Raw genomic sequence first — 13,608 nt, 5'->3', positions numbered from 1 at the left:
GATTTTTTCATTTTTTTAACTGTGTTTTCTCAACTTAAGAGGGACCGAAATGCAACGTTATCCAATGACCCCTGAAGGTAAAATCGCCTTAGAGAAAGAATTACAACATCTGAAATCTGTTGAACGTCCACGTATTACTCAAGCGATTGCCGAGGCACGTGAACATGGGGACTTAAAAGAAAATGCAGAATACCATGCTGCTCGTGAACAGCAAGGTTTCTGTGAAGGACGCATCCAAGATATCGAAGGTAAATTGGGTGCTTCACAAGTCATCGATGTTAAAGACTTAGAACAAAACGGTCGTGTTGTATTCGGTGTTACGGTAACGATTGAGAACCTTGATACTGAAGAACGCAAGACTTATAAAATTGTTGGTGATGATGAAGCAGATTTTAAAATCAATAAAATCTCAGTGAACTCACCAATTGCACGTGGCCTTTTGAGCAAGAGTGAAGGTGATGAAGTAAAAATCGTTACTCCTCAAGGCGAAGTAGAATATGAAATCGTAAGTGTAGAATATATTTAATTTTTAAATAGATATACTTAAGTTATAAGACCCCTCAATTGAGGGGTTTTTTATATTTCAGACTAATATTAAAAATTTCACTATGTATCTTTTAAAAAGCCTGATGCAAAGATTTGAAAAGCATTTAATGCTTCAGGAAGTACCTGTTCAGGATATTCACTAGAAGCCACCCATAATGCAGCGTTCATGGCAGCACCATTTAAAAGCACTGCTGCCGCTTCAGGATCTACAATTTTAATTCGTTCTGCTGCCAATAGCTGTTCAACACACTCACGGGTAGACTGCAGACATCTATTTTGACTTGGCCAATGCGCTGGATCGCCCAGCACTGCAGGTCCATCACGTAACACAATACGCTGAAACTCAGGATTCAAAGCATTTTGAATATAGGTCTGCCCTTCAAGTAATAATCCTCCCCAAAGATCATCAGGCTGCTCTCGATGCTGCTGGGCATATTCTGCCATTTGTGAATCAATTTGATCGACCACTGCAGCAAATAAACCACGCTTATCGCCAAAATGATGGTACAACGCCCCGCGGGTCAAACCTGCTTCTGCCGTGAGTTTATCCATTGAAGTATCGGCATAGCCATATTCAGCAAATGCACGACGAGCTACTTCAATTAGTTTCTTGCGGGTTTCCGCCATCTTTTGTTCACGAACAGACATGTATTTCACCAAGGAATCATCATAAAAATTTTAATTGACATACGCCTCGTATGTCAATTATGTTTACATACGAGGCGTATGTGAAATTTGAACAACATTTACTAATTTGGTATTTAAATACTGAAGGAGAACAAACCTGATGAGAACTGCAATATTTCCTCAAGAGCGTCATGCATTATATGAACAGCATGGTTATTCAGCCGCAATTCAATCGAAAGACTTACTCTTTGTTTCAGGGCAGGTTGGTAGCCTTGAAGATGGTTCGCCTGTACCTGATTTTGAAAAACAGGTAACACAAGCTTTTAAAAACTTAGCAGAGACATTGAAAGCAGCGGGTTGCACTTTCGATGATATTATTGATGTCACCACCTTTCATACCGATCCTGAACGGCAGTTTGAAAGTATTATGAAAGTTAAAAATCAGATCTTTACACAAAAGCCTTATCCCAACTGGACCGCTGTTGGTGTAACCTGGCTAGCGGGTTTTGATTTTGAGATTAAAGTCATTGCACGTATTCCTCATAATAATTAGTTCAAATTAACCCCTCCTTTAATATTTGATTCACTGGCTGGGCTGAGATTATGGGTTCAGCTTGAATCGCAATTCGGTATAATGGCGTATTCTCTTTTTTATATTTCCCTTATGGCTGAAAAGTTAATTGGCTCCCCTATTCGTCACTGGTGCGAATTTGAGTTTATTTCCAAAACTGTAAGAAATCCAAATATCCATATTAAAGGAAATTATTCTTACTATTCGGCCTATTGGGATCAGGGTTTTGAACGTTGTGTCGTGCGCTATTTACATGATAAGCCCTCTACTCCAGACAAGCCAATTGACCAGCTTTATATTGGTAATTTTGTTTGTTTTGGCGCTGAGTGTGTGATCATGATGGGTGGTAACCAACTTCACAGACCAGACTGGATTTCAACTTTTCCTTTTGATACTCGAAGTTTTTTGGCAGCTGGTGATACTGTAATTGCTGACGGATGCTGGATTGGTAGCCGTGCGATGATCATGCAAGGTGTCAAACTAGGTGAAGGTGCAGTGATCGCAACGGGAGCTGTGGTAACTAAAGATGTTCCTCCTTATGCAATTGTCGGAGGGGTGCCTGCAAAAATTATTAAATATCGCTTTCCTCAAGAACAAATAGACAAATTACTTGCTTTAAAACTTTATGACTTAGATGAGAAGCAAATTTTAAAAATACGCGAATATTTACAATCTGATGATATAGATGCTTTATCTGCACATGTAGAAAATTTGCGTATTTTATAAAAAATATATCTACAAAAATTTGTTGTTATAAAGCCACAAATGATTACGCGCTTGAATTTAAATCGTCAAAAAATAAGTTTAAAGTATTAATAAATAAGCATCATTACAATAAGGAAAATACTCATGTTATATCAACATATTCTTGTACCAATTGATGGTTCTGAAACGTCTATGGTTGCCATGAAAGAGGCAATCAAACTGGGAAAAGCGCTAAATAGCAAAATTACAGTTGTACAGGTGATGGCACTTGATCCATTTATTGCTGATGCCTATGTAAAAACTGGTGAAACCAATGAGCTGATTGAACGCACACGAACTTATTTACTTGATATTTTAGAACAAGCAAAACAACAATTTTCTAATGAAGGCCTTACTGTTGAAACTAAATTACTGGAAGGTTTTGTCGTACATGAGGAAATTATTCAGGCTGCCCAAGATTTAAATGCAGATCTAATTGTTATGGGCTCACATGGTCGCACAGGGGTTCGAAAACTTGTATTAGGAAGTGTGGCACAAAAAGTCTTAGGTGAAAGCCATATTCCTGTTTTAATTGTGCGCTAATGCAAGATTGCCTGTCTGGCTAAATTGAGCAAGATAGGCTTTTATATCTTAAAAGGTTGAGTTAAAGCTTCCCTTTTTCAGCATAACTCATCTGTGCCATCAAACTTAAAAATCATATTGCTCCACTAAACCGTTTATCATTCTTTTTCATGTGTAATTAGGCTCTAATCTGAACATTAAGGCTGCCAAGCAAACTGCTTTAAGTTAACTTTACCATTTAACAAATAGACGCCTTCAGCTTCCAACTTTAATTGCTGAATATTTTCGCCCTTTTCATTAAATTTACTTAGGCTAATTTTGCCTTGAGAGTTAATCACACGATACCAAGGAACTTGATGATCAGCTTCAAGATGTTTTAAAACATAGCCCACCAATCTTGCATGTTTAGGTAATCCTGCCATACGAGCAACTTGCCCATAAGTCGCAACTTTTCCGTAAGGAATCAAAGCAATGACTTCTAAAATCTGTCGATGTAGTTCATACTGAGTTGTCAAAATGGACTCCATAAAAATTGACATAATTCATATCATATAAAAATTTTTGACCAAAACTAAATGCAATCCAAGGTGGGCTTGAGGGAGATCTGCATGAAAAAAATATTACTGGTGGTTACTGGAACTTTACTATGCGTTTCTTGTACTACACGTCCTCCTTTTACATCAGGAGAACCCCCTAAAGTATCTATAGATGGTCGCCCTATTGTTCCAGTCACTTTTGTTTTTACAACCAATACACCAGAAGCGACGAAGTTTGATAATTATCAACAGATGCGTAAGGAAATTAAAATACTAAATAGATATTATGTTGATGATAAAAATAATAAAATTTTCAAGTTTAAATTACATCGTTATATCCCTTATGAAGAGTTCTCAAAATTACGCTGTGATTTAAAACAACAGATTAATCAGCCTTACCCAATTACTACCGAGACCATTCCTGCAAGTGTAAATACCTGTTTTCCTAAGCGGACTGCGAGCAAAGAGGTTATTGTTTTCATTTATGATGCCTACTCAACGAAGTGGAAATTTGAGGATGTAACGAGTAGAGCGTTTCGCAATAATGGTAAACCTTTTGTTTTATTAGACTGGAACCGTCTCAATTATAATATTCAGGCGGGTAGCGTACATGAGATGGGCCATGTGTTTGGACTAAAACATGTATGTGCACCGAACGCAACTAAACGTACGTCAACCAACATCATGACGAGCGCAGAATGTAAACTTGGTAGTGGTGGACTTAGAAATTTAGGTTTTACGCCCGTACAACTTCAAACAATTTTAGAAAACTATCAACGCTATCCATAAACTTTATTAAAAACTCATTTCAACGTAAAAACCGAAATCATCTTGTGCCGTGTAATAATTTTCTTGGGCTAGTAGAGTTGTCATGTAACTACTGGCCTTTAAGAAATCTTCAGCATTGACTGGATACGGTTGCCAAAATGTTTTCAGATTATTAGTGTAGATCGGATATAAACGCAGCTGATCTTTTGACAAATCTAACCTTGCTATACAACCATAAGGTAAAGCATTGTGTGCGTCATATTCACCATTACTATTAAAGACAGCATTGCCAATACCAAACACGACTGGCTTCTGGGTGATCATCTGAATAGGTTGAATAGTATGAGCACCATGACCAACGATAAGATCTGCACCCGCTTGGGTTAAAATCTTAGCAAGTTTACTCTGCTCTTTTGTAACGGGCTTAAAGTCGACACCCCAATGACAAATAACAATAACTTTATGCTCAGGGTTAGTCTGCTTATAACGGCCTATTTGATCAAGTAAAACTCCATTTAAGCACGTAACTCCATTTTTATGACCTAAAGCATAAAAATCATAATCTAAATAGGCCGTGTCTCTGTGCCAATAGCCGTTAAAAATAGCGTAATGCTTGTTATTAAAAGTGATTTCAAAGTAGCTATGAGCATCTTTTTGATTTAGGCCAGCCCCAATATAAGAAATATTAGCTTGATCAAATTGTTGTAATGTATAAATTAATCCACGATCCCCATAATCTTTTAGATGATTATTTGCCAGTACAACATGGTTAAGGTGAATATTTTTGAACGCACCTAATGTTTGTTCAACATCAGCTTTAAGAATGAATGGCTTTTTATGTGCTAAAGGAGATTGAGTTTCTAAAGCAAAGACCGCTTCAAAGTTAGCAATATTTAGGTCATTTTCGCCTAAAAAGGCTTTTATTTTATCGAATGAATAGTCATACCCATATTGCTGCAGAGCGTCCGTTTGTCCTCTCACCTTACGCTTTTCAGTGTAGATTTCCCCAAAGTAGGTATCCCCCAAAATGTTAATAATGCCACTCGGAGCAGAGCAAACTTTAGGTTTTACATTCTGTGCTTGAAAACAATGATAGTAAGGAATCAAGTGCTCAGCACGATGAATATCATCTAAAAATAAAAAGAAACCAATCGTTTGGTTTTCTTCAAAGAAAGTAAGATAAATTTTTCTAAATGAGTTTGTAAGATATAAGACCTCTACTACGTTCTGTGCCATTAATGAGGTCTGAGGAAAATAGGACTTTCCTTTAAAAATAAGTTCCTTAATAAAAAAAAGTTTTTTTATTTCAATTGGGTAACTAAAAATTTTTCTAAGCAATAAAAACAAATGCTTTAACTGATTTTGGACACCTGCATTTTTTAGGGTTAAGTTATGGGTAGCGGCTCTTTTAGAGAAAATTAAAGATGCTTGCTCATTTGTACCGCAGAGCATCTTACTTAAAGCATCTTTTACATCTGCTGCTTGAGTAAAAATTAAGAACTGCAATAACTCGGTAAATGTATAACTTTCAGATGTTTCTAAACCTAAGCTTTGCTGTCCAATTCGCTCACTCATTTTTTGTGGCACGACATAGACGTCTTGAGCCTGTACTTTTTTTTGTTGAAATTGTTCTAGTGCATAGTCGATGAGTAAGAGCGTTGAAATATCATCATCAACTTCGAATTGCCATACAGCTTCATCAAAATTTGTAGTGTCGATATGAGCTAATAACTTGATTTCAACGGGTTGATACTTCATGACTCATCACCATTGTAATCTTTTACATAGGCGATATAGCCTGATAAATTATGTTCTTGGTCATCAATCCTTACTCGAAAACGATCATGGCGGATATAGAATGCATGTAAAATTTTATCTGGCCGCGCCATATACATCGCCATTTCCGGATAAAAAAAGCCTGTGGTTTGGAAATCAGCTCTAAACTCAATTAGCTTTTGAAGCTCAGACATATAAGCCTGCTCAAAAAGTACCGTTCGGCCCTGCTCTTTTAAACGGTTCACCATTTTATAAGCAGCCATTAACATTTCTAATAAAGTTGCGTAGGTCGTTTTTCGATTTCGAATAAAAATAAAATGTTTTAAATAATTATTTAAACCAAAAATAAAATATTTATCTTCAGGGCATATTTTAGTGAGTTCATTTGTACAATAACTTAACCAGTGGTCATGATATTTTTCATATCTATTTTCAATAAAATATTCAAACATTAATTTAACAGTTTCTAATAAACTAGAATTTTGATTAATTTGATATAACCTTAATAAAGCTAAAGCAGCTTCACCATCATAATAAATAATTCTGAATTTTTCTTTTAAATCATAATCTGGATAATTTAATACATGAGTGGTTGAGCCATTTGAATCGACTAATTTTAAAATACCATTTGCTAGTTTTTCTGCATATTTTTGATAATCATTTTTTTGAGTAATTTCTTGATATTTAGTTAACATTAAAATAGCAGCTGCATTGGCCCCTAATTTAATTTCAAACTCCCCTTCTTTACCATCAATCATAAAACTGGTTTCAGAGTCTTTTTCTTTATAAAAGTTGGTCAGCGCATATTGGATGGCAGCATGTATCTTGGGCCAATACTCTGGCTTGCTCTGCACTTCAAATGTTTCTAGCAACGCATATACCGAGGTACAGTGGCGTACCGTATTATAGTTACGGATGTCCCGATCATAAGCAGAAAAATAGCCATAGATAAATTTGCCATTTTCTTGAATCTGATCATGCAAAAATGCCGAATTTTTTTCAATTAACGACTGAAAATGCTGTTTCTTATTGCTTGAAATCGCTCTAATACCATTCGCATCATAGCGGCTCGCTAAATTAATGAATTGCTCATTTTCATAAAATGCTGCATAGGTATCAAAAGTCCAAATGTCTTGTAATTCTTGTAATTTAATCTGTGGTTTAGTCGTATTATATTTTTGCTTAACTGCGTAATTTAGGTTTGTTTCATCAAAAAAATTGGGTTTGTCATAGCTCAAACCTCGAATGATGGCTTTTCCATAAATCTCTTGCTCAAGAAATGCAACCGAACATTGTTCATCAAATCCAATACCTCGACGATAGTGGTTGTTATGAAATTGATGATGGATCTGCTGCTCTACTACTTTCCAAGCTTGTCTTGCTAAATTATATGCAACATCAATTTTTATATAATCAGTAAGTGTTTCCTGTGCAAACTGATCATTAATGAAATCTAATAATTCTTTTTTTGCTTGTGAAAAGCTTGTCTTTTTACTATGCCATACGTTACATCTTTGGTCTTTGGGACCAAATGATATAAATAAAATTGTTTCTTTCTGAAGATCTGAAACATGGGGAGCGATATGTTCTAACCAAAGGTTCAGTTGTCTTTGGAAGTTTAAAAATGCTGTCACTCGAAATCAGTCCCTATCCGTTATTTGTTGTTCTATAAAGTTTTCAATGCATCATAACATGAACATGTAAAAAGCTAAGTTAACGTATTGTTTAGACGTAAAAAAAGAGCCCGAAGGCTCTTTTTTTTATAAATCACTTATCAGATTAGAAAATGATTTGATTGTTTTGCAACAATTGATCTAGGGTTGTATCAGTATTATTTAATACAAGTAAATCTGTTGTAGCATAAGTTGTTCCAGCTCCGTCACGATCAATACTAACAGTTGTATTTGTACCATCAGAAGTCACTGTGAGGTATCCAGCAAATGATGCTGCAGTACCATTTCCAGTGTAACCAACCAATAGGCTACTTATATCAATTTTGTCAGCATCAGCATCGGAAGCAGTTGGCCCTACGTGGAAGTTATTCCAGGTATCTACACCATTGCCACCAGCATTATCAGCATTATTCAATACATTAAAGACTAAAGTATCTGAACCACCTGCATTACTGTTAAGAACATCTTGGCCAGCTGAGCTAACTACAATATCATCGCCCGTGCTGAGGTTAAATTCTTTATCTAGATTGATTGTCAAGCTAGATGAAGATTCCTGACCAGTTATTCCTGATACCAGTTTATATTCAATTACGTCAGATGCCGCTGTCGAAGAAGTACTTGGCAGATATGTATACGAACCATTCGCATACATATGTAGCGTTCCTGTACCTGTATCGATAGCTTGACCTAAAGCAAGTTCATATGTACCAGTTGTGGTATTCAATACATATAGTTGAGAACCCTCAGCGATGTCAGCAACTCCTCCAATTGCATCACCCTCCAGTACATTACCAGAAACCACTCCACCATTAGCACCAGTATAGTCATAGCTATCTAGGTGAGTGATTGTTTCGCCCATATATACTGAAGTGGTATAACCAAGGCCTAAGATGTTTCGACTAGAGATAGTCGCTGTGTATGTACCAGCTTCTAAATCATTTAAGGTCAAACGAACACCGCCATCTAATAGGCTTACAGCATTTGCTAGAGAAGTACCCGTTACTGTACCAACCACAACTCCTGCACTATTCGTTACAGTGATTGTGTAAGAAGGTAACACACTCAAACCTGCACCAGGAACTGCGTAAATTGTGACATCACTCATATCATTGGCATCAACTGTGAAGTTGTATGTCATTGTGCCAGTTCGAGGAGTGAGCGGAGTACCTAGTGGTGTACTAAACGAACCTTGACCATTATCAAGCGGATCAATATTAGTCATTGCATTCACTAAAATGCTGTTGACCGTAATCTCATCCGGATTTGCGATAGGTGCAGGAACAATACCATCTACTGAAGGATCTGCAGTATTCCAAGTCACTGTAACGTCTGGAGAACCTACCTGAACATGTAATGTTGCAGTATCAGTAGTTCCTGTTATTGCATCACGAATTGTGTAAGTGAATGAATCCACTTTACCAATTGCACTCAGATCAGCTGTATTTGGTGTATAGGTGTAGTGACCATTTGTAGAAATCACCAATGTACCGTATGCACCGCTTATAACTGTATCTGTTCCTACTGTTTGTGGTAGAGCACCCACTACCTCAGAAGTTACGGTTGTAACCTGAGTAGCTAATGTCGTTACATCATCAGTCAGTACATTACCCTCTGCAACTACTGCTGTATTAGTAGAAGCAACTGTGTAATCAAAGTCATCTTTCACTACACTCATTGTACCTAGTAAGCCCAAACCTAAGCCGGTGTAAACCATAAATGCTCGGTATTCACCTTGATCGAGTTGAACCGTTGCACCGAAGCCACCACTGCCCAATACGCCAATGTTGAGTAACCCAGTACTTGTACCGCCATCAATATTGTACCAAGAACCATCGGCACCTTTTTGTTGCAATACCACTTTGTAATCATTCAATAATGATACTGATAGCAATGCACCATATGAGAAGGTAACTTCAGCTTCATGACCAGCGTCAATTGTAAATCCAACACTTGGTGTTCCTAATACCGGTACATTAAAGTCCTCTGTAATTCCTAGCAATGCTAGATAAGTTGCAGAGCCTATAGCTACATCGAATGTGGCTTGAGGAACGATATCTACACCAGCAGAAACCACATTATCGATTGCATCTACAGCATTAATTGTTGCAGGTTGTGATGGGTCACTTGTATTCCAAGTCATATCAATAGCATCACTATCAATATGTAGATACAAGGTCGCTTGCGATGTATTTACACCATCTGACAAGGTGTACGTAAATTGATCAACTTGACCAAGACTTGCAGCCTCACCATTTGGTTCATAGCTGTAATTACCATTAGCGTAGATTGACAATGTACCGTGGTCACCCACAATTGTTGTTACACCTGTCGCATTAACCGCAAATGTCGTGCCATTAAAGTCAACGCTAGTCACTGTACTGAAACCAGAAGCAGTATCTGCGTGTCCATTTAGGCCAACATCATGGATAACGTTACCTTCAGCGACTTGCGTACTGTAGCCTGTGATATTTGTCGCATCAAATACATCTTTTTGAACTGACAATGTACCTAGCACACTAACTCCGACACCACCACCAGCATAAGTCATATAAGCTCTATATTGACCGGCTGCTAGGCCTTCCAATGTCACTGAGTTTCCACCAAAGGCTGCAAGACTGAGTAAGTCAGCATCTCCAGTACCATTCACAGCTACCCATTGATTCGTTGCAGTATCAAATTTTTGAACCACGAGTACATAGTCAGCAAGCAGACTTGCATCTATTAATGCACCGTAATTGAAGGTCACATCGTTTAAGGTGCTATCGGTCAAAGTAAAGTTAACGCTTTGACCACCAGCTTGGAAGTCAAAATTATCAGTCAATGACAATAATGCTAGATACGTAGTACTACCTACCGCCACATCATTTTGGAGTTGTAAATACTCTGGATTAATGACTGCTACAGCCAAGTCATCAACCGCGATGATTGGAGTACTATTACCAATTGTAAAGTCTAGGCTTGCACTAATATTGCCTCCCATAGGGTCAGACAATGTATAAGTGAAGTGATCAACTAGACCTAGATTGGCATTGGTATTAGTCGGTGTATAGCTGTAATCACCATTTGCGAATATTTGAAGCGTACCGTATTGACCTTGAATAGTTGTGCCAGTATTTGGATCAACATTCGTAGTCACACCGTTCACAGTAACCGAATCAACAATTGTGAAGCCCGTTACTGTATCGGCATTTGTGCCTACGCCAAGTCCGGTAATCACATTGCCTTCTGTTGCTAGACCAGTAAAGTCAATTTGATTTGGATCATAAACATCCATCGTACCAGACAATGTGCCTAGGATACTCTTACCATATAGGCCGTTGTATGTCATAAAGGCACGATATTGACCTTCATCAAGTCCTTCAACAACCGCTCCTGGTGTCGCATTCACCCCTATACCCAATACACTCAAGTTCAACAAGGAAGCTTCACTACTACCAGTAATTGACTCCCAACTATTAGTAGCAGTATTGAATTTTTGTACTACAAGTTGGTAATCACCAAGCGCTCCTTCATTGATTAAACTGCTGTATTTGAAGGTTGCAGTTCCGTTTTCACCAGCGCCTACATTGAACTCCACAGTACTATTCACGAATGGTAAAGGAGCTTGTAGATTGATACCGGCCAACGATAACAATGCAAGGTAACTTGCGCTACCCAATGCTCTGTCATCCTCAATTAAATGAGGCTCAGCAGCAATTGCAGCATTTACAGCATCATCCACTGCTGTAATTGTTACAGTAGCAGGTTGTGATGGATCAGCTGCATCCCAATTCATATCCACAGCTTTACTATCTAGATGTACATAGAACGTAGCTTGTGAAGTTGTATTAGAAGCAGGGTCTAACAAGGTATAGGTAAATTGATCAACCTGACCTAAACCAGCACTATCAGCATTTGGTGTATAGGTGTAATCACCATTTGCATAGATGAGTAAAGTACCGTGAGCACCGATAATTTCAGTTGGAGATGCTCCAATTGCAATGCCATTGACTTCACTAATAATACTGTTAGGTGTAGCAATATCAACATCACCATTTGTATTTGGATCAGAGATTAGATTGCCATGAGCTGCCACAACATCGTAACCAGTAATAACCGCAGGGTTATAAACATCTACACTGCCGTTTAATGTTACTGCGAGTGCGCCACCCACTGCACCACTGAATGACAAGAATGCTCTATATTCGCCTTCAGTAAGTCCTGCAATCTGTGCTGTCGGTGTAGTGCCTAGTAAGGTTAAATTCAATAATGAACGATCACCTGTACCATTCACAGCTTCCCATTGTCCTGTCGCATCATTGTATTTTTGCAACACAACATTGTAATCACCTAAAGCAGATGCACCAATCAAACTATTGAAGTTGAATGTTGCAACGCCTTCCTGACCAGCAGCGATAGTAAAGTCAACTGTATCTACAGTGAGGAGTTGTAAGTCAACAATATTTCCAACATTTAATAGAACACCATAGAATGCCGAATCAGTCTCTGTACCCACCAATTGATATTGTGGATTGAGTTCAACCTCAACAAGATTATCCGCTGCACGAATCGAATCAAACACGATATTAAGATTAGCTTGTCCAGTTGCTCCAGTTACTGAGTCAGTTAACGTATATGTGAATACATCAGTTTGACCTACACCAGAACCATCTGCATTTGGTACGTAAACATAACTACCATCTTGATAGAAAGTAATTGTTCCGTAAGTACCTGCAAATGTCTCACCATCAGCATCAATCGCATGACCATTTACTGATGAAACAAAAGTATCTGGAGTTACTTGATCGATTTGACCTGTTGTTGGATCCGGATCAGTAATCACGTTACCTTCAGCATTACCAATTTCATATCCACCTGCTACAGACAAGTCATAATCATCCATAGTGGCAGAAAGAGTACCTAATACGCCAACTCCTAACAATCCATCGTAGGCTAAGAATGCGCGGTATTGACCCGCATCTAAACCATCAAGGACTGCACCAGGAACATTACCTGTACCAATACCTAACAAGTGCAAGCTAATTAAAGATGAATCAGCATCCCCATGGATAGATTCCCATTGGTTAGTTGCTGTATTGAATTTCTGAACTACTAGCTTGTAGTCAGAAAGTACAGCTGCGTCGATTAAGCCACTATATTGGAAAGTGACATCACCTTCATGACCATCAGCGACAGTAAATCCTAGAGAATTACCACCAAGTTGAAGGTCTAAGCCTGCTACAGATGTAAGTACTAAATAAGAAGTACTGCCTAGGCTTACATCATCACCAACAAGAGCTGGTTTCGGACTAAGAACTGCATGATCAGTGTTGTCAAATGCAGGGATAGAACCCGCAAGAGTATAGCTTTGTGTATCCGCTACTGTGCTTGGGTTACCCGCCGCATCGGTAAAGGTTGCTACTGCATCAACTGTTAAGTCTGGATCTGCAGCAAGGCCACTACCAGCTACATCAACGGTCCAAAGACCCGTTGTTGCATCCACGGTTGCAGTATAATCAACACCATTTACAGTCACCACAACCTCTGTTGTTGCAGCATCTGTAGGAATGTTGGTCAAGGTACCTGTTAAGGTCACCGGACCACCTGCTTCTACTGCATTCAGTATGTTGTCAGCAGTAACTGGGTCAATTGCTAACACAGTTGTAGTGATATCTGGTGGAGTAACATCGAGTGTTACTGTTACATCAGCATCAGCAGCATCCACGTTACCTTGAGCATCTACAGCCTCAGCATGAATCACAATCTGACCAGTCACAGGATCTGCTGCTGTTGCGGCGAGAGCTGCTGTGATGAAGCCGTTGGCAAGGTCAGTTGCTGTCACGGTGTAGTTAGTACCGTTCACATT

At 38.4% G+C, this 13,608-nt stretch carries 9 protein-coding genes and 2 pseudogenes; 5 read left to right on the top strand and 6 right to left on the bottom strand.

The genetic code is table 11. The annotated features are described in order from the left end of the window. Positions 1 to 49 precede the first annotated feature (49 nt). Positions 50 to 526 (top strand): transcription elongation factor GreA, encoded by a 477-nt coding sequence (gene greA, locus F931_RS04070; RefSeq protein ID WP_016140177.1) that lies wholly within the window; start codon positions 50 to 52, stop codon positions 524 to 526. Between the two features lie 34 nt (positions 527 to 560). Here the strand turns inward: greA and acnR are convergent. Then, positions 561 to 1,194: pseudogene (gene acnR / locus F931_RS04065) on the bottom strand (TetR/AcrR family transcriptional regulator). Positions 1,195 to 1,333: 139 nt separating this feature from the next. On the opposite strand from acnR, the gene yjgH reads away from it, so the two are divergent. From yjgH to F931_RS04050, 3 genes are all read left to right on the top strand, one after another. Then, positions 1,334 to 1,726, top strand: a complete 393-nt coding sequence (gene yjgH, locus F931_RS04060) for a RidA family protein (protein WP_016140175.1) — start codon at positions 1,334 to 1,336, stop codon at positions 1,724 to 1,726. A 111-nt stretch (positions 1,727 to 1,837) separates the two neighbouring features. Beyond that, the gene (locus F931_RS04055; protein WP_016140174.1) at positions 1,838 to 2,470 is read left to right on the top strand and encodes a CatB-related O-acetyltransferase; all 633 of its coding nucleotides are present in this window, start codon (positions 1,838 to 1,840) and stop codon (positions 2,468 to 2,470) included. A gap of 123 nt (positions 2,471 to 2,593) precedes the next feature. Next, entirely contained in the window at positions 2,594 to 3,031 is a 438-nt protein-coding gene (locus F931_RS04050; RefSeq protein ID WP_016140173.1) for a universal stress protein, read from the top strand. Positions 3,032 to 3,207: 176 nt separating this feature from the next. Here F931_RS04050 and F931_RS04045 read toward each other — a convergent pair whose 3' ends face one another. Further along, positions 3,208 to 3,537, bottom strand: coding sequence for an MGMT family protein (locus F931_RS04045; RefSeq protein WP_079748510.1), 330 nt, complete (start codon positions 3,535 to 3,537; stop codon positions 3,208 to 3,210). Between the two features lie 81 nt (positions 3,538 to 3,618). Here F931_RS04045 and F931_RS04040 point away from each other — a divergent pair, with 81 nt between their 5' ends. Beyond that, the gene (locus F931_RS04040; RefSeq protein ID WP_016140171.1) at positions 3,619 to 4,335 is read left to right on the top strand and encodes a hypothetical protein; all 717 of its coding nucleotides are present in this window, start codon (positions 3,619 to 3,621) and stop codon (positions 4,333 to 4,335) included. 6 nt (positions 4,336 to 4,341) lie between these two features. On the opposite strand, the gene F931_RS04035 is transcribed toward F931_RS04040, so the two are convergent. From F931_RS04035 to F931_RS04025, 4 genes and pseudogenes are all read right to left on the bottom strand, one after another. Continuing rightward, positions 4,342 to 6,072 (bottom strand): CapA family protein, encoded by a 1,731-nt coding sequence (locus F931_RS04035; RefSeq protein ID WP_016140170.1) that lies wholly within the window; start codon positions 6,070 to 6,072, stop codon positions 4,342 to 4,344. After that, the gene (locus F931_RS04030; protein WP_016140169.1) at positions 6,069 to 7,724 is read right to left on the bottom strand and encodes a glycoside hydrolase family protein; all 1,656 of its coding nucleotides are present in this window, start codon (positions 7,722 to 7,724) and stop codon (positions 6,069 to 6,071) included. Before F931_RS04030 ends, F931_RS04035 begins: the two co-directional genes overlap by 4 nt. Before the next feature lie 145 nt (positions 7,725 to 7,869). Then, on the bottom strand, positions 7,870 to 8,178 hold the full coding sequence (locus F931_RS22670; RefSeq protein WP_416376698.1) for a type I secretion C-terminal target domain-containing protein: 309 nt from the start codon (positions 8,176 to 8,178) through the stop codon (positions 7,870 to 7,872). 165 nt (positions 8,179 to 8,343) lie between these two features. Next, positions 8,344 to 13,608 (bottom strand): annotated as a pseudogene (locus F931_RS04025) (beta strand repeat-containing protein); the annotation flags it as partial.

Source organism: Acinetobacter pittii ANC 4050, from assembly GCF_000399685.1.
Classification (GTDB): Bacteria; Pseudomonadota; Gammaproteobacteria; order Pseudomonadales; family Moraxellaceae; genus Acinetobacter; species Acinetobacter pittii_E.
The sequence above is the reverse complement of the archived record's forward strand: the minus strand, read 5'-3'. Positions and strand labels throughout refer to the sequence as shown.